The organism is Geodermatophilus sp. SYSU D00814 (assembly GCF_054050055.1).
In genome coordinates this window covers 76,282-93,449 of sequence record NZ_JBJGYP010000010.1, presented here as the reverse complement: position 1 = coordinate 93,449, position 17,168 = coordinate 76,282, and the positions used below count along the sequence as shown (strand labels likewise).

At 75.0% G+C, this 17,168-nt stretch carries 16 protein-coding genes; 11 read left to right on the top strand and 5 right to left on the bottom strand.

The window, feature by feature from the left end; all coding sequences use genetic code 11:
- Positions 1–25 precede the first annotated feature (25 nt).
- Complete coding sequence (locus tag ACI780_RS09850) at positions 26–781, bottom strand: TetR/AcrR family transcriptional regulator (RefSeq protein WP_456873049.1); 756 nt, start codon at positions 779–781, stop codon at positions 26–28.
- 92 nt (positions 782–873) lie between these two features.
- On the opposite strand from ACI780_RS09850, the gene ACI780_RS09845 reads away from it, so the two are divergent.
- The 8 genes from ACI780_RS09845 (at position 874) to ACI780_RS09810 (ending at position 8,925) form a co-directional block, all read left to right on the top strand.
- Positions 874–1,839 (top strand): ABC transporter ATP-binding protein, encoded by a 966-nt coding sequence (locus ACI780_RS09845; RefSeq protein ID WP_457002566.1) that lies wholly within the window; start codon positions 874–876, stop codon positions 1,837–1,839.
- Positions 1,836–2,642, top strand: a complete 807-nt coding sequence (locus ACI780_RS09840; RefSeq protein ID WP_456873047.1) for an ABC transporter permease — start codon at positions 1,836–1,838, stop codon at positions 2,640–2,642. The genes ACI780_RS09845 and ACI780_RS09840 overlap by 4 nt, the downstream gene beginning before the upstream one ends.
- Positions 2,643–2,729: 87 nt before the next feature.
- Positions 2,730–3,638, top strand: a complete 909-nt coding sequence (locus tag ACI780_RS09835; RefSeq protein WP_457002563.1) for an ABC transporter ATP-binding protein — start codon at positions 2,730–2,732, stop codon at positions 3,636–3,638.
- The gene (locus ACI780_RS09830; RefSeq protein WP_457002561.1) at positions 3,635–4,462 is read left to right on the top strand and encodes an ABC transporter permease; all 828 of its coding nucleotides are present in this window, start codon (positions 3,635–3,637) and stop codon (positions 4,460–4,462) included. Before ACI780_RS09835 ends, ACI780_RS09830 begins: the two co-directional genes overlap by 4 nt.
- The gene (locus ACI780_RS09825) at positions 4,459–5,697 is read left to right on the top strand and encodes a sensor histidine kinase (protein ID WP_457002559.1); all 1,239 of its coding nucleotides are present in this window, start codon (positions 4,459–4,461) and stop codon (positions 5,695–5,697) included. The genes ACI780_RS09830 and ACI780_RS09825 overlap by 4 nt, the downstream gene beginning before the upstream one ends.
- Positions 5,694–6,329: a response regulator gene (locus tag ACI780_RS09820; protein WP_457002557.1), complete on the top strand. Its 636-nt coding sequence runs from the start codon at positions 5,694–5,696 to the stop codon at positions 6,327–6,329. The genes ACI780_RS09825 and ACI780_RS09820 overlap by 4 nt, the downstream gene beginning before the upstream one ends.
- A gap of 791 nt (positions 6,330–7,120) precedes the next feature.
- Positions 7,121–7,510 (top strand): hypothetical protein, encoded by a 390-nt coding sequence (locus ACI780_RS09815; protein ID WP_457002555.1) that lies wholly within the window; start codon positions 7,121–7,123, stop codon positions 7,508–7,510.
- Positions 7,511–7,752: 242 nt separating this feature from the next.
- A complete protein-coding gene (locus ACI780_RS09810) occupies positions 7,753–8,925 on the top strand; it encodes a DUF222 domain-containing protein (RefSeq protein ID WP_457002553.1) in 1,173 nt (390 codons plus the stop codon).
- 3 nt (positions 8,926–8,928) lie between these two features.
- Here the strand turns inward: ACI780_RS09810 and ACI780_RS09805 are convergent, their stop codons facing one another.
- Genes ACI780_RS09805 through ACI780_RS09795 form a run of 3 tightly spaced genes read right to left on the bottom strand, consistent with a single transcriptional unit; the run spans position 8,929 to position 11,869 of the window.
- Positions 8,929–9,294 carry a cupin domain-containing protein gene (locus ACI780_RS09805; protein WP_457002551.1) on the bottom strand — a complete coding sequence of 122 codons (366 nt, stop codon included), beginning with the start codon at positions 9,292–9,294 and terminating at the stop codon, positions 8,929–8,931.
- Positions 9,291–10,316 (bottom strand): alpha/beta fold hydrolase, encoded by a 1,026-nt coding sequence (locus tag ACI780_RS09800; protein WP_457002549.1) that lies wholly within the window; start codon positions 10,314–10,316, stop codon positions 9,291–9,293. Before ACI780_RS09800 ends, ACI780_RS09805 begins: the two co-directional genes overlap by 4 nt.
- A 20-nt stretch (positions 10,317–10,336) precedes the next feature.
- Positions 10,337–11,869: a flavin-containing monooxygenase gene (locus ACI780_RS09795; RefSeq protein ID WP_457002547.1), complete on the bottom strand. Its 1,533-nt coding sequence runs from the start codon at positions 11,867–11,869 to the stop codon at positions 10,337–10,339.
- A gap of 103 nt (positions 11,870–11,972) precedes the next feature.
- On the opposite strand from ACI780_RS09795, the gene ychF reads away from it, so the two are divergent.
- Together ychF and ACI780_RS09785 are read left to right on the top strand one after the other, a co-directional pair.
- The gene (gene ychF / locus ACI780_RS09790) at positions 11,973–13,046 is read left to right on the top strand and encodes a redox-regulated ATPase YchF (RefSeq protein ID WP_456873203.1); all 1,074 of its coding nucleotides are present in this window, start codon (positions 11,973–11,975) and stop codon (positions 13,044–13,046) included.
- A gap of 594 nt (positions 13,047–13,640) precedes the next feature.
- Entirely contained in the window at positions 13,641–14,483 is an 843-nt protein-coding gene (locus ACI780_RS09785; protein ID WP_457002544.1) for a CPBP family intramembrane glutamic endopeptidase, read from the top strand.
- Between the two features lie 228 nt (positions 14,484–14,711).
- Here ACI780_RS09785 and ACI780_RS09780 read toward each other — a convergent pair whose 3' ends face one another.
- The gene (locus ACI780_RS09780) at positions 14,712–15,317 is read right to left on the bottom strand and encodes a DUF1684 domain-containing protein (protein WP_457002542.1); all 606 of its coding nucleotides are present in this window, start codon (positions 15,315–15,317) and stop codon (positions 14,712–14,714) included.
- 481 nt (positions 15,318–15,798) lie between these two features.
- Here ACI780_RS09780 and ACI780_RS09775 point away from each other — a divergent pair, with 481 nt between their 5' ends.
- The gene (locus ACI780_RS09775; protein WP_456873034.1) at positions 15,799–16,887 is read left to right on the top strand and encodes a hypothetical protein; all 1,089 of its coding nucleotides are present in this window, start codon (positions 15,799–15,801) and stop codon (positions 16,885–16,887) included.
- Positions 16,888–17,168 lie beyond the last annotated feature (281 nt).

Here is a 17,168-nt window from a genome sequence, read left to right as displayed (position 1 = left end):
GCGCCCGACGGTCAGCGCCCGACGGTCAGCGCTCGAGGAGCACCGCGATCCCGTCGAGCAGCCGGGCCAGGCCGAACTCGAAGGTCCGCTCGGGGGAGTAGCCGCCGAGCTCGTTCCCCGCGACCGGGCCGACCCGCGCCGCGGTGGGGAAGCGCGCCGCGTCGAAGACCCGGTCGACCAGGGGCTCGGTGGCCGCCCACCACTCGTCCTCGGTGAGCCCGCTGTCCCGCTCGGCCGCGTCCTTGTCGTGCAGCCCGCCGACGGTGCCGCGGACGAAGCCACCGACCACCGTCACCACCAGCTCCATCTCCACCTCCGACAGGCCCAGGCCGTCGACGGCGGCCAGCTCCAGGTCGTACCGGCGCATCAGGTTCGGCCCCAGGACCGGCCTGCCGGTGCCCACGGAGGCCGCCCAGGGGTGGCGCACGTAGAGGTCCCAGTTGGCCCGGGCGACGGCGGTCAGCCGCGCCCGCCAGTCGCCGGCCGGGGGCTCGGGGTAGAGCTCGCCGAGGACGGCGTCGTGCATGAGGGCCACCAGCTCGCCCTTGCCCGGGACGTGCGTGTAGAGCGTCATCGCGCCGACGCCGAGCTCGGCGGCGAGCCGGCGCACGGTCACCGCGGCCAGTCCCTCGCGGTCGGCCAGCTCGACCGCGGCGGCCACGACCCGGTCGACGTCGAGGCCGGGGCGAGGGCCGGGGCGGCGTCCGGCAGCGTCCGGGGTCCGCCAGAGCAGGGCCATGGTGCGGGCGGGGTCACCGCCGGACGTGGACTCCGTCGCCATGGCTGCAGCCTCCCCCATCCGGTTGCCCGGCCGTCTCCGTACGGCGTACGGTACTGCCCGAGGGGACGTCGTACGGTGTACGGAGGTGGCGGGTGGACGCGTCGGTGCGGATCCGGGGACTGGTCAGGAGGTACGGCGCGAGGGCGGTCCTCGGCGGGGTGGACCTCGACGTCGAGCCCGGGCAGGTGTGCGCGCTGCTCGGGCCCAACGGCGCGGGCAAGACGACGGCCGTCCGCATCGCCACGACGCTGCTGCGGCCCGACGGCGGCCGGGTCGAGGTCGCCGGTGTCGACGTCGTCGCCCGGCCGCGGGAGGTGCGCCGCCGGATCGGCGTGGTGGGCCAGCACCCCACGGTCGACGACGTGCTCGGCGCCCGCGACAACCTGGTGCTCTTCGGCCGACTGCACCACCTCGACCGGGCCGCCGCCCGCCGGCGCGCCGCCGAGCTGCTCGCGCTGGTTGGGCTGCCCGACACCGGCGACCAGCCGGTCCAGGAGTTCTCCGGCGGCATGCGCCGACGGCTCGACATCGCCGCGGGGCTGGTGCTCGAGCCGCGGGTGCTGTTCCTCGACGAGCCGACCACGGGGCTGGACCCGGCCGGCCGGCGCGACGTGTGGGACGCGGTGCGCGGCCTGGTGGCCCGGGGGACGACGGTGCTGCTCACCACCCAGTACCTGGAGGAGGCCGAGCGGCTGGCCGACCGGGTGGCGGTGCTCGACGCCGGCCGGGTCGTCGCCACCGGCACCCCGCGCGAGCTGACGGCGGCCATCGGCGGCGACCGGCTGGAGCTGGTCGTCCCCGACCCGGGCCGCGCCGCCGAGGCCGCCGCCATCGCCGAGCGGGTGGCCGCCGGGCCCCCGCTGCCGGGCGGGCACGAGGAGGGGGCGCGGGTGACGGTCCCGGTCTCGCGGCGCGCCGGCGTCGTCGGGGACGTGGTGCGCGCGCTCGACGGCGCCGGGATCGACGTCGCCGACCTGGTGCTGCGGCCGGCCACGCTCGACGAGGCCTACCTGCGCCTCACCGGCCGGGACCGGGCGGCCGAGGAGGTGCCGGCGTGACCGCGGCCGCGGAGGGGACCGGCGGGCGGCTGCGGTGGGCCGTGACCGACGCGTTCACCGTCGCCGGCCGCGACGTCGCGCACTGGCGGCGGCAGCCCGCGGGCCTGCTGGCGACCCTGCTGTTCCCGGTGCTGCTGATGGTGACCTTCGTGTACCTGCTCGGCGGCGGCATCCCCGTGCCCGGCGGCAGCTACCGCGACTTCATGGTCCCGGGGATGCTCGCGCTGGTGATGCTGTTCGGGCTCGAGGGGACGATGAGCGCCGTCGTCACCGACACCCAGCGCGGCGTCACCGACCGGTTCCGGGCGCTGCCCATGGCGCCGTCGGCCGTGGTGGCCGGGCGCTGCCTGGCCGACCTCGCGGCCTCGGTCGCCGGGCTCGCCGTCGTCGCGCTCGCCGGGCTGGCCGTGGGCTGGCGCCCGGAGCCGGGCCCGGGGCTGCTGGTCGCGGCCGCGCTGCTCCTGCTGCTGCGGGTCGGCTTCCTCTGGGTCGGCATCTGGCTCGGGCTGCTGACCCGTGACCCCGCGCTGGTCACCGCCGTGCAGGTCCTCGTGTGGCCGTTCGCCTTCCTCTCCAACGTCTTCGTCCCGGTCTCCTCCATGCCGGCCTGGCTGGGGACGCTCGCGGAGTGGAACCCGGTGGCGGCCACCGTGACCGCCGTGCGGGAGCTGACCGGCGTCCCCGTCCCCGACGGCGGGTGGGCCACCGAGCACGCCGCGCTGCTCGCCGTCGCCTGGCCGGTGGCGCTCACCGCGGTGTTCGCGGCGCTCGCGGTGCGCCGCTGGCAGGGTCTGTCGCGCTGACCCCGGCCGCTGGGTCCACCGACCGGTGGACGCAGCGCCCACGGAACGGCCGTACCGCCGGCGGCCCCGGGCCGCCAGGCTCGTGCCATGACAGCGATGCAGACGGCGCCCGCCGCGGCGGGGGTGCGCGACGACGACGCGGTCCGCGTGCGCGGGCTGGTCAAGCGCTACGGCGGCCGGGCGGTGGTCGACGGCCTCGACCTCGACGTCCGGCGCGGGGAGGTCTTCGCCCTGCTCGGACCCAACGGCGCGGGCAAGACGACCACCGTCGAGGTCCTGGAGGGGCTGCGCACCCGCGACGGCGGCGAGGTCGCCGTCCTGGGCGAGGACCCCGCCCGCGCCGGGCGCGCCTGGCGCGACCGCACCGGCGTCGTCGGGCAGACCACCGGCGCCGGCAACGCGCTCACCGTCCGCGAGACCCTCGACCACTTCGCCCGCTACCACGCCACGCCGGTGCCCACCGCCGAGCTGCTCGACGACGTCGGGCTGGCCGGGTCCGCCGGCACCCGGGTGTCGCGGCTGTCCGGTGGGCAGCGGCGGCGGCTGGAGGTGGCCCTCGGCATCCAGGGCCGGCCGGAGCTGCTGTTCCTCGACGAGCCGACGACGGGCATGGACCCGGGGGCCCGGCGCTCGTTCTGGGGGCTGGTCCGCGGCCTGCGCGCGGCCGGCACCACCGTGCTCCTCACCACCCACTACCTGGACGAGGCCGCCGAGCTCGCCGACCGGGTGGGCGTGCTGGCCGCGGGCCGGCTGGTCGAGGTCGCCCCGCCGGCCGAGCTGGGCGCCGACCTGCGGCAGGTGGCCACCGTGCGGTGGACCGAGGGCGGCACCGTCCGCGAGGTGGTCACCCGCGAGCCGTCGGCCGTCCTGCGCGACCTGCTCGCCACCTCTCCCACCGGCGAGGTGCCCGGCCTGACCGTCACCCGCCCCGACCTGGAGGAGGTCTACCTCTCCCTGGTCGGCGCCCCCACGACCCGCGAGGGAGAGCTCAGGTGACCGCCGTCCTGACCCCGCCCCGCACCCGCCCGACGCCGCCGTCGGCCGCGGCCATCGGCCTGGCCCGCACGGGCGTGGAGCTGCGGCTGTTCGTCCGCGACCCGGCCCAGGTGGTCTTCTCCTTCGCCTACCCGGTCGTGATGCTGCTGATCTTCGCGTCCGTGTTCGAGGGCGAGGACCGGCCGGGTGGGGTGCCCTTCGCCCAGTACTTCCTCGCCGGGATCGCGGCCACCGGGATCATGCTGACCAGCTTCCAGGCGGTGGGCACGGCCATCGCCGAGGAGCGCGACCGGGGCGACCTCGCCCGGCTGCAGGCGCTCGGCACGCCGGCGCTCGGCTACTTCCTCGGCAAGGCCGGGCAGGTGCTGGTGACGACGGTCCTGCAGCTGGCGCTGCTGCTCACCGTGGCCGCGACCGCCTTCGACGTGGCGCTGCCCGCCGAGCCCGGCCGCTGGCTGACCTTCGCCTGGGTGGCGATCGGCGGCGCGGCGGCCGGCACGGTGCTCGGCATCGCGGTCGCCTCGGTCGGCAGCAGCCGGTCGGTGGCCAACGGGATCAGCGCCTTCGCCGTCGTGCTGCAGTTCTTCTCCGGCGTCTTCTTCGTGTTCTCCGAGCTGCCGCCGTGGATGCAGGAGGTGGCCGCGGTCTTCCCGCTGAAGTGGATGGTGCAGGGCATGCGCTCGGTGTTCCTGCCGGACTCGGCCGCCGCGGTGGAGCCGGCCGGCAGCTGGGAGCACGGCACCACTGCCCTGGTGCTGGCCGCATGGGTGATCATCGGGCTCGTGGTCTGCGTCCGCGCCTTCCGCTGGCGCCGCACGGCATGAGCCTGCGGCGCCTCCTGGCCGCCGCCCTCCTCCCCACCCCGGGCGAGGAGGGCGGCGAGCCGCTGTCCGCGCGCGGGTGGCGGGCGACGGTCGTCGGGATGCACGTCATCTCGGCGGTGCTGTGGTCGCTGGCGGTGGTCAGCGTGCTCTCGGGCGAGGTGACCGAGCCGGGCGAGCAGGGGCCGGTCCTCGCCGTCCTCGGGGCCCTGGCGCTGTCCTACGTCCTCGCCGGCGGGCCGGCCGTCGGGGGCGGGCACCCGCACCGGGCCCTGGTCCACCTCACCGTCGTGGTCGTCTGCTTCGGGCTGCTGGGGTGGCTGGCGCCGGGGCTGCTGTTCCTGCTCTTCCTCGCCTACCCGCAGGTCTGGTTCGTCGTGCAGGGGACGCTGACCGGCGTCGCCTGGACGGTGCTGCTGGCGGGAGCCAGCGCGATCGGGCCGCTGGCGCAGGCGGGGGCGGGGGAGACCACGCTGGAGGTGCTGCGCGAATCGGTGGTCAGCCTGGCGTTCAGCCTGGCGCTCGGGCTGTGGATCAGCGAGGTGCTGCGGCAGAGCGCCGACCGGGCCTCGCTGATCGCGCAGCTGGAGGCCACCCGGACGGAGCTGGCCACCGCCGAGCGCGAGCGCGGGGTGCTCGCCGAGCGGGAGCGGCTGGCCGGCGAGGTGCACGACACGCTGGCGCAGGGGTACACCTCGATCGTCGTCCAGGCGCAGACGGCGGCGGCGCTGCTGCGCACCGACCTCGACGCCGCGCGGGAGCGGCTCGCCGTCATCGAGGACGTCGCCCGCGACAACCTGGCCGAGGCGCGCGCCGTGGTGGCGGCGTTCCGGCCGGTGGCGCTGGACGGGTCGACGCTGGTGGAGGCGCTGCAGCGGCTGGCCGCCCGGTTCGCCCGCGAGACCGGGCTGCAGGTGCGGGTGGACACCGGGGCGCTCGACGGCGTGCCGGCGCTGCGCACCGACGAGGAGGTCGTGCTGCTGCGCGGCGCCCAGGAGGCGCTGACCAACGTCCGCCGGCACGCCGCGGCCTCGGCGGTGGTGCTGCGGCTGGCGCGGGTGGGCGGGCAGGTGTCGGTGCACGTGGAGGACGACGGGGTGGGCTTCGACCCGTCGTCGGTCACCGTCTCGGGCCTGGAGGGGCTGCGCGGGCGGGTGGCGCAGGTGGGCGGCGAGGTCGACGTCGCCTCCGCGCCGGGCTCGGGCACGCGGGTGACGGTGCGGGTGCCGGGGACGTGATCAGGGTGCTGGTGGTCGACGACCACCCGGTGGTGCGCGGCGGGCTGGTCGGCTGGTTGGCGGCGCAGGAGGACCTCGACGTCGTCGGGGAGGCCGGCGACGGGCTGGAGGCGCTGGCGCAGGTGGCGGCGCTCGCGCCCGACGTGGTCCTCATGGACCTGCGGATGCCGCGGATGGACGGCGTCACCGCGATCGAGAGGCTGGCCGCCGCGCACCCCGCCGTCCGGGTGCTGGTGCTGACCACCTACGACACCGACGCCGACATCGTGCGGGCGGTGGCCGCCGGGGCGACCGGCTACCTGCTCAAGGACGCCCCGCTGCCGCAGCTCGCCGACGCCGTCCGCGCGGCCGCCCGCGGGGAGACGGTGCTCGCCCCGCCGGTGGCCGCCCGGCTGGTGTCGCAGCTGCGCGCGCCCGCGGTGGAGGCGCCGACCGCGCGCGAGCTCGAGGTGCTGGCCGGGGTGGCGCGCGGGCTGACCAACGCCGAGATCGGCCGGGAGCTGTTCATCGGCGAGGCGACGGTGAAGACGCACCTGCTGCGGGTGTTCGCCAAGCTCGGCGTCGACGACCGCACGCGCGCGGTCATGGTCGCCGTCGAGCGCGGCCTCCTCCCCGGCCCCGGCGCCCGGTAGGTACCTCTGTCGCGCTGCCGACGGGAGTCGGCGGCTGGCGCGCTCGCCTCCACGTCGGCCTTCTCCCCCGCGCGAGGTGGAACAGCGCCGTGAGGAGGACCCATGCCACGTGCGGTTGCTAGCTTCCGGCGGTCCACATGATCAACAGGGGGGCTGGTGTGACCGACGACCGCGGGTTCGGACCCGATCGTGCGCCAGGTGGGCCCTCGTGGTCCCACGAGCCGGGGCCAAAACCCCGCGACCTAGGACACGACCTCGCGCGGACTCCGGTGACAGGGGCAGCGCCCGGCGTCCGGCCGGGGTGGGTACAACCGCAGGCCTGGATCGCACCGCCGCCTGCGCAGTCGCTGCCGACGCCACCACCGGGTGCGCCACGGAGCGCCTCGCCGCGCTCGGCTGCACTGCTGGCAACCGTCATCGGCAGTGTCGCGGTGGCGGTGATCGCCGTGGTCGTCGCCGTGGTCGCGGTGAGCCGTTCCGGGGGACAACAGCCGGCCGCCGGCCCCACGCCCGCCGCGGTGACAGCTCCGACGAGTACGCAGGAGACCGTCGACACCGGCCCGGCACGCCCCTCGGCGTCGACTCCTCCCTTGGAGGCGGAGCCGTCGGCGGCGGTTCCTGCGGCCACCACGACGGCCGCACGGCCGACCACCTCGGCTCCCCGGCCGACCACCCCGGCTCCGCGGCCGACCACACCGGCTCCGCAGCCGACGATGCCATCGTCACAACCGACCACGCCGGCTCCCCGGATCGGGTCGGCGACCGCGCCTGTGCCCCTCGGACAGGCGGCCGTGGTCGGCGACTACCAGGTGACGGTGACCGGCGTGGACTTCGACGCCGACGCCGTCGTGGCCGGTGCCAACCAGTTCAACGACCCGCCGACCGGTCGCTACATCATCGTGGAGGTGACCGCGCAGTACGTGGGCACCGAGGAGGGGCAGCCGGGCTGGGACCTGTCCTACGTATACAACGGGACCGACGCGAGGCAGTACTCCGACAGCGAGTGTGGTGCGGTGGTCCCGAACGGCGGACTCGATGCCCCAACGCTGAACCCGGGCGGCTCAGCGTCCTTCCAGATGTGCATGGACGTGCCCCCGGCGGCGATCGACGGCGGACAGCTGTTCATCGAGCCGCTGCTGACCTTCGACCGGGACGGTCGGGTCTTCTTCGCGGTCCGCTGACCGGGCTCAGCCGACCCAGCACCAGCGGTCGCGCGGCTGGAGATGGAGGCGTCTCCCTGAGCGTCCGAACTGCCGTGTGTGACTCATCCCCTGTGTACGGGCCGGAGCGCCGGCGCGTATCGAGGTGCACCTTCGCCGGTCTGTTGATGACGGGCTGTCAAGCGGTGCAGCGGAGCTGTGGACAGGCCTCTGAGCTGCGGATTCGGCTCGCGGTAGGGTCCTCGGTCGAGTAGTCTTCGATCATGTGTTCGAGTGAGTGGCGGGACGGTGATGTGCTCGACGACGTCGCCGCGCTGGTCGCCGAACGCAACCGCATCGACGCCGTGCTGGCCCGGCGGGCGCGGGCCGCGGAACTGGCCCAGGCGCCGGAGCGCGACGGGCTGAAGTCCATGACCTCCTGGCTGCGCGGGCACTGCCGGCTGTCGTACGCGGCCGCCGCCCGGCTCGTCACCAACGGGCGGGCGCTGGAACACCTGCCGGTCCTGGCCGAGGTCCACGACGCCGGCTGGGTGACCGCCGAGCAGGTGGCCGAGGCCGCCCGGATCGTCACCCCCAAGCGGCGGGCGGCAGCGGTCGCGCAGGGCGTGGACCTGGCCGCGATCGACGCGGCACTCACCCAGGTCGCCGTCGACGGCGAGCACGCCGACCTGGTGCTGGTGGTGCAGCGCTACTGCGACGCGCTCGACCCCGACGGCCCGGAGCCCGATCCCACCGGAGGGCGGTCGCTGACGATGGTCAAGCACGCCGACGGCAGTGTGTCCTTCCGCGGGCACCTGGACGCCGTCGGTGGGGAGAAGGTGCAGACCGCGCTCGAGGCGCACGTGCAGGCCAACCGGCCCGCCGGCGACGACCGCACCCGCGCCCAGCGACTGGGCGACGCCTGGGTCCAGTGGGCCGACAACTCCCTCGCGTCGGGGAACCTCCCCGTCCTGCGGACGGTCAAGCCGCACGTCGCCACGCGCATCGACCTGGACGACCTCGCCGACCCCACCACCGGGCACGGTGCGGCCACCATGGGTTTCGGCGCGGTGATCTCCGCCGCCCGGGCTCGCTGGCTGGCCTGCGACGGGCAGGTCACCCGCATCGTCATCGGCCCGGAAGGCCAGCCCCTCGACGTCGGCCGCACCAAGCGAGTAGTCACTCCGGCCATCCGCAAGGCCGTCGAACTCCGCGACGGCGGCTGCGTCTTCGCCGGCTGTGACGCGCCGAGCCACTGGGCGGACGTCCATCACCTGGTGCACTGGATCGACGGCGGCGAGACCTCCCTCGACAACAGCGCGCTGCTGTGCGAGCGGCACCACACCAAGGTCCACCACGGCTTCCGCGTCGAGCGACAACCCGATGGCCGATGGCGCACCTACAGACCCGACGGCACCGAGATCAGCACCCCGACACCGCTGGTGCCTGCCGCCTGACCGCTACGGCTCGACCACCCGGCGCTCGGCGGTGAGCTCGCTCGGAGTGTCACCGGTGTTCACCGTCGCGCTCGGCTCCACCAGCAGCACCTGCGCGCCCTCGGGCGAGTACGGCTGGTGCGGCGTGCCCCGCGGCACCACGTAGAGCTGACCCGGGCCGAGCGTGACGTCGCCGTCGTCCATCCGGATGGTCAGCGAGCCGGCGAGGACGAGGAAGACCTCGTCGGTCTCCGGGTGGCTGTGGCGGGTGAACTCGCCGCGGGTGTGCACGACACGGACGTCGTAGTCGTTGAGCACCGCCACGGTCCGCGGCGACCACGGCTCGTCGACGGTGGCCAGCACCGCGGCGAGGTCGACCGGGCCGGTCACGGCGCCGCCTCCACCGACTCGGGCGCACGCGCGAGAGCCCGGTCGACGAGGTCGAGCAGTCGCCGGCTGACCTCGGGACGGCGCTCGAGCTGGACCATGTGCCCGACGCCGGGGTAGACGGCCAGCTCCGCCAGTGGCAGCGCCTCGGCGATCGCCCGGCTGTGCTCGACCGGGCAGAGCCGGTCGGCGTCGCCCACGGCCACCAGCGCCGGCACCTCCGCCAGCGCCTCCAGCGCCGTCGCGCGGTCGTGGTCGGAGAAGGTGGGCAGGAAGGCGGCCACCGTCTCCGCCGTGCACGCGCGGTGCACCTCCATCGCCAGCCGGACGTCGGCCGGGTCGGCGGTGCCGCCGAAGATCAGCTTCATGTCCAGCGGGCCGACGGCGCGCGGCCTGCCCGCCTGCTCGGCCCGCACCGCGCGCTCGTTGAGCACCGGCAGCAGGCGCTTGACCACCCGGGCCACCGGCGCCGGCAGCCCGTAGGTCACCGCGTCCAGGCCCCCGCTGCTGGTCCCGACGAAGGCCACCCCGACGACGCGGCTGCCGAACAGGTCGGGCCGCTGCTCGGCCAGCGCCATGAGCGTCATGCCGCCCATCGAGTGCCCCGCGACGACGACCGGCCCGGCCGGGGCCACCTCCTCGACCACCCTGGCCATGTCCCGCCCGAGGTGCTCGATGGTGGCGCGGTCGCGCGTCGTCGCCCCGGACCGCCCGTGCCCGCGGTGGTCGTAGGTGACCACCCGCAGGTCGGGGCGGGCCTCGAGCAGGTCGCGCACCTGCCCGGCCCACAGGCGCGAGGACTGCACGTACCCGTGGGCCAGGACGACGGTGGCGGCCGGCCGCTCCGCGCCGAACTCCTCGACGTGCAGCGCGACGCCGTCCTCCGTGGTCACCGTGCGCACCCGCCCCTGCGGCGGCGGTGGCAGGTCCGGCGTCTCGGCCGGACGGGCGGCGCGGCGGCGGGCGAGGGCCGCACCGGCGGCGAGGGCGACGAGGCCGGCAGCGGCGGCGGTGGACGGGCGCATGGTGGCGGACTCCCGGGTGGTCAGGCAGGGACGGGGACGCGCCGGGCGGCGCGCAGCTCGTAGGACTCGGCGTCGAACCGCCGCATCAGGCGCACGAAGGGGAGCGTGTACGTGGGCCAGAGCGTGAAGTTGCGCCCCTGCGCGTCGCGGTACCAGGACCGGCAGCCCCCGGCGTTCCACACGGTGCCGGTGAGCTCGGCCTGCAGTCGCGCGTTGTAGGCATCCTGCGCCGACCGCCGCACCTCGAGCGCGGCGGCGCCGGCCTCCCGTAGCGCCCGCAGCGCTGCGACGACGTAGCCGATCTGCGCCTCGATCATGATCACGACGGAGGTGTGGCCGAGCACGGTGTTCGGGCCGAGCAGCAGGAACAGGTTGGGGAAGCCGGCCACGGTGGTGCCGCGGTGGGCCTGCACGCCCGAGCGCGCCCACTCCTCGTGCAGCGCGCGGCCCTCGCGGCCGGTCAGCCGGTGGGCCAGCGGGATGTCCATCACCCGGAACCCGGTGCCGTGGACGACGACGTCGACCTCGTGCTCGGACCCGTCGGCGGCGACCACGGCGTGCGGGCGCACCTCGGTGACCGGCGAGGCGACCACCCGCACGTTCGGCCGGGTCAGGGAGCGCAGGTAGTCGTCGCTGACGATCACCCGCTTGCAGCCGATGGCGTAGTCCGGGGTGAGCGCGGCACGCAGCTGCGGGTCGGGCACCTGCTCCTCGAGGAACCGCAGCGCCTGCTTCTCGAACAGCCCGCGCAGCCGCCCGCCGCCGATGAACGCGCGCAGCCGGGCCTCGCGGGACCAGTACTGCAGACCGCGGGCCAGCCGCAGGAAACCCGGCACGCCGGCGTGCAGCCGGTGCTCGCGGTCGCTGTAGGCGCGGTCGGCCCGCGGGATGACCCACGGTGGGGTGCGCTGGAAGACGACGACCTCCGCCGCCGTCTGCTGCAGCTCGGGCACGAACTGGGCGGCCGACGCGCCGGTGCCGACGACGGCGACCCGCTTGCCGGCGAGGTCGACCGAGTGGTCCCAGCGGGCGGAGTGGAACGACGGGCCGCGGAACGTCCCGACGCCGGGCACGTCGGGCAGGTGCGGCTCGACCAGGCCGCCCGCCCCGCTCACGACGACGTCGGCGGTGAGGCTGCCGCGCGAGGTCTCCAGCCGCCACAGCAGCGCGTCGTCGTCCCACTGCCCGGAGACGACGTCGGTGCCGCAGTACAGGTGGGGGAGGACGCCGTGGTCGGCGGCGACCTGTTCGAGGTACTCCCGGATCTCGGCCTGCCGCGAGTAGACGTGCGACCAGTCGCGCTTGGGCGCGAAGGAGAACGAGTAGAGGTGGCTGGGCACGTCGCAGGCGGCGCCCGGGTAGGTGTTGTCCCGCCAGGTGCCGCCGAGGCTGTCGGCCCGCTCCAGGACGACGACGTCGTCGATGCCCGCCCGCACCAGCGCGACCGCGGTGCCGATGCCGGAGAACCCGCTGCCGACGACGACCACCCGGGCGTGCGCCGGGAGCGGTCCGGCGGCGGTGGCGTGCCGCGACGTCGTCGTGGGCAGGACCAACGGTGCCTCCTACGGGTGCGGGGGGTGACGAGGGTCGCACGCGTCGCCGGCGGATCGGCGGGGACCCGGTCCGCGCGCGCGGCGGCCCGTAGGCTGGGCTTCCGTGAGTCTCACCATCGGGATCGTCGGGCTGCCCAACGTCGGCAAGTCGACGCTGTTCAACGCGCTGACCAAGAACGACGTCCTGGCGGCGAACTACCCCTTCGCCACGATCGAGCCGAACGTCGGCGTCGTCGGCGTCCCCGACGAGCGGCTGGGGAAGCTCGCCGAGCTGTTCTCCTCGCAGAAGGTCGTGCCGGCGACGGTGTCGTTCGTCGACATCGCCGGCATCGTGCGCGGCGCCAGCGAGGGGCAGGGACTGGGCAACAAGTTCCTCGCCAACATCCGCGAGAGCGACGCGATCTGCCAGGTGATCCGCGTGTTCAGCGACCCCGACGTCGTGCACGTGGAGGGCAAGGTCTCCCCGCGGGACGACATCGAGACGATCAACACCGAGCTCGTCCTCGCCGACCTGCAGACGCTGGAGAAGGCAGTCCCGCGGCTGGAGAAGGAGGCGCGCAAGGACAAGGAGCGCGCGGCGCTGCTGTCGGCCGCGCAGGCCGCCGTCGAGGTGCTGAACACGGGGCAGACGCTGTTCGCCGCCGGGGTGGACCCCGCGCCGCTGCGGGAGCTGACGCTGCTGACGACCAAGCCGTTCCTGTACGTCTTCAACGTCGACGCCGACGAGCTGGCCAACGAGGAGCTGATCGGCGAGCTGCGCGCGCTGGTGGCGCCGGCCGAGGCGATCCTGCTCGACGCCAAGACCGAGGCCGAGCTCGTCGAGCTGCCGGCCGAGGAGGCCGCGGAGCTGCTGGAGTCGATCGGGCAGAGCGAGCCGGGCCTCGACCAGCTCGCGAGGGTCGGCTTCCGCACGCTCGGCCTGCAGACCTACCTGACGGCCGGGCCGAAGGAGGCGCGCGCCTGGACGATCCCGGTCGGCGCCACCGCGCCGCAGGCCGCGGGGGTCATCCACACCGACTTCCAGCGCGGGTTCATCAAGGCCGAGGTGGTCTCCTACGACCAGCTGGTGGAGGCCGGTTCGATGGCGGAGGCGAAGTCCCGCGGCTGGGTGCGCATCGAGGGCAAGGACTACGTCATGGCCGACGGCGACGTCGTGGAGTTCCGCTTCAACGTGTAGAACGGCCTGTCGCCGCAGCTCAGCGGCTTGCGGAGGTCCTCCAGTCAACAGGACTCCTCGAGGACGGCGCCGAGCGCGTCGGACAGATCGAGCAGATCGCGGTCGTGGATGCGGCCCTCGACGGCCTGCACGGCGGATCGACCCGAGGCTGCGGCTCGGGTCTGCTCCCAGGCGCGGTGCCGGCAGGTGGCCGAGCACCACGTCGCGATGGGGCCCCGGCTGCGAGGGGTGACGGGCCCGCAGCACCAGGCGCAGTCGCCGGCCGCCCTCGGGGTCCCGCGGAGCGCTTCTCGTCGTCGACGGCGTCGGATCGCTCCGGTTGGCTGAGCGCCCAGTCGACCTCTCGGCGGCGGCGCTCGGCCTCCGCCCGTCGTCGACAGTCCGCCGTCCCCTTGCTGGCCATGGCGCCGAGGCGGCGCACCAGCCGCCGGTGTCCCGTCACCACGGACCACGAGACCCGCCGGTACACCCGTGCAGAGCTCCGTGCTCCTGCAAGGTCCGCTCAGAGAAACGGCCTGCTCAGTTGGGCGGCACTGTTCGGTCCGTTACCTGCTGGACGTTTTCTCACCGAGCGTGGCCCGAGAGACTGCGGCAGTGACCGAGACCGCGTCGCCCACCTCCCCCTTCTGGGACCGACCCGCGACCTGGAAGCCGTTCGCGCTCATCGCGGGCTACCTGGTCTTCTTCGGGGCGATCACCACCGTCGTCGGGACCGTCTTCGGCGACCGGATCGACGACGACAACGTCGTGGCCGATGCCGCCAGCATCTTCTTCGGGCTCGTGCTCCCGATCGGCATCGGCGCCCTTGCTCTGCTGGTCTTCACCTGGCGGGTCGGCTGGTTGCCAGAGGTGCTCGGCCGGCAGCCGATCGGCGGCCGGGGCTGGATGTGGATCGCGCCCGCCCTCGTCCTGGCCGTGATCGTCGCGCACACCGGCGCCGTCGACTGGGACGAGTGGACCAGCGGCGAGATCGCGATGCTGGCCCTGCTCGGTGTCTGCATCGGCGTCGCGGAGGAACTGGCCACGCGCGGCCTGGCGGTGAAGATGCTCCGCGACGCCGGGCACACCGAGCGGTTCGTCGCGGTGGTGTCCTCGGTGCTGTTCGCGCTCATGCACCTGATCAACCTCCTCGCCGGGATGGAACTGACCACGGTGCTGGGCACCGTGGTGTACACGTTCTGCTTCGGCGTGTGCATGTACCTGGCGATGCGGGTGACCGGCACGATCTGGGTCGCCATCGTCCTGCACGGGCTCACCGACCCCACGACGATCCTGTCCACCGGCGGGGTCGACGAGGCCGTGGGCACGCAGGACGTCTCGGGCTGGTCCGCGCTCGCCGTGATCGGCACCTTCGCCTTCATGCTCTTCGCTGTCATCGCCGTCTTCCTGGTCCGTGGGACCCGGGAGGACCGGCGCAGCACGGCGCCGGCCCGTTGAGTGGACCGACGAGGCCACCACTGCAGGGCCCTGGCGGAGGGGGCGCCACGACCGTGACCACGAACGACTCGGGTCAGCCCCCCGGGGATACGGCGCCGCCCACCCGGGCATCCGCGCCGGCGACGTCATCCAGGTGGCCGAGGGTGTCACGTTCACCCCGACCACGGGCTGGGGTGTGCTGGACGATCGAGGCCGCTCGGGACGTTCCGCTCCGACGGGTGACAGCCGTCAGTACCAGCCACCGGGCGGGAGCTGCTCCCCGGCGGCGACCACGGCGTCGAGCCGGTTCCCCTCCTGGGGGAGCGGGCACGACCAGCGGGAATCGTAGGTGCACGACGGGTGGTAGGCGAAGTTCAGGTCGACCACCACGGAGCCGGCGTCCCCGCCCAGGTCGGCGCCCTTGATGGTGTCCAGCAGGTAGCGGCCGCCACCGTAGGTCGTCGTCCCGGCGCTGGCGTCGCGCACCGGCAGGAAGAGCCCGCCGGCGTACCCGCCCAGCCACCAGACGTCGAGCCGACCGAGGTCGCCCAGGGTGACCCGGCCGATCCGGGTCATCGCCACGACCCCGTCGTCCGCGGTGGGCAGCTGGAGGAGGACCGGCTCGACGTCGGTGTCCAGCCGCGGGCGGAAGCGCAGCGCGGGGTCGTAGGGCGCCAGCGGGAGGCCGCCGCGGGCGCGGCCGGCCTCGTCCAGCGGCGAGTCGGGGTGGCCGACGAAGAGCGCGTCGCGGCCGGCGCCCCACGCCCGCCAGCCCTCCTCGGGGTCGTCGGCCGCCCGCACGCGGGCGTAGAGCTCGGCGACCTGGCGCCGCCAGTCGAGCAGGGTCAGGCTCACGCGGCGACCCTGCCACGGGACGGAGGGCGGCCGCGCCGGCTGTCCGGCCGACCACCTGCTCCGCGTCATGCGATCGGCACCACCGCGTCGTCATCGGTGCACGGGGACCGGCAGGGATGTGGGGCACAGGATGACCAGGGGTCACCAGGACGGGGTCACGCCCGTCGACGGCGGGCACCGACCGTCGAACCGGCACGAGCAGCTCCGGCGGCTGCTGCGGATGCAGCGTGCGGCCGACGAGCTGGCGACCGCGCAGCTCCTCGAGCGCCGCGCCGACTCCGTCAGCAGCCCGGCGCTGGCCTCCCTGCTGCGCGAGCGCGCCGGTGAGCGACGGGACCGCGGGGAGCGGCTCCTGGACGTCCCGCCGGACACCGGTCCCGCGACCGGAGACGGAACCGGTGGTGACACCGCAACCACGGAACGGCATCGCCCGTTAGGGTGACGCGGCTCACATCCGCTGCCGGCACCGTCGCCGGCGACGATGACAGGGAGTCCCATGGTGATCACCCGGCTGCGCGGGGCGGTTGTCCTCCTCGCCACCACCCTCCTCACGATCGGCTTCGTCGCGCCGACCGCCTCGGCCGCACCGCCGACCCGGTCCGACGTCGAGTCGCCCGCCCGCCGGCTCGTCGAGCAGGCGATAGACCCGGGCGACTACGTCTGCGGACCCACCTCGCTCGACGCCTACTTCGAGGAGCTGCTGGGCGAGCTCACCGAGTCGGAGCTCGAGTTCCTGGTCACCACCGAGGCCCTGGACATCCCGACGTACGACGCCCTCCTCTTCGGGACCGCGTCCGACCCCGAGTACGCCCTCGAGGGCCAGGCCCGGCAGCTGCAGAACACCTTCCGCGACCTGCGGCGGTTCTGGGACATCGACTCCTCCGACATCCAGCTGCTCGCCATGCACGGTGACGTCCTCCTCGACGTCGACCGGGTCGCGCGGGTGCTCGTGGTGGTCTTCGGCTACACCGAGGCCGCCGCCGCCGAGCGGGCCCAGTACATCGCCGACACGGTGGCCTCGGTCCCGGCGTTCCAGGGCGGCGACAACCCGATCTTCACCCTCAACGCCTTCGCCTTCAGCGGCGAGGGGGAGTCCGACCCCCTGTTCGCCTCCATCCCCGACAAGATCATCATGGGTGACGGCGTCATCGACTTCCTCGAGGCCATCGGCATCGGCGACGTCGGCCCCCGCCTCGTGCTGGCGCACGAGTTCGGCCACCACATCCAGTTCGAGCTGGGCCTGTTCGACTCCCCGCTGACCGGAGCCGAGGCGACCCGGCGCACCGAGCTGATGGCCGACGCCTACGCCACCTACTACGCCGTCCACGCCCGCGGTCTGGCCCTGAACACCCGGCGGGTGCTGCAGGCCGAGCAGACCTTCTACGAGGTGGGCGACTGCTTCTTCGACGACCCGGGCCACCACGGCACCCCGCAGCAGCGGATGCGCGCCTCCGCCTGGGCGGCCGCGCTCGCCAACGACGCGCGACCGCAGGGGGCGATCCTGTCCGCCGAGGCCTTCGCGGCCCTCTTCGACGCCGAGCTGCCCGAGCTCGTGGCGCCCGACGCGTAGACCGCGGACCGACGGCTGAGCGGACCTGGGGTGGGGGGGGGGGGGGCGCGGGGGGGGGCCCGGGGGCGGGGGGGGGCGGCGCCGGGGGGGGCGCGCGCCGCCCCCCCCCCCCCCCCCCCCCCCCCCCCCCCCCCCCCCCCCCCCCCCCCCCCCCCCCCCCCCCCCCCCCCCCCCCCCCCCCCCCCCCCCCCCCCCCCCCCCCCCCGGCTCCGGGCGTGACCTCCGCCTCTGGTGCGCCGCGCCGCCGCGCGGGACGGTCGCAGGCGCCACCGGTTCCCGGA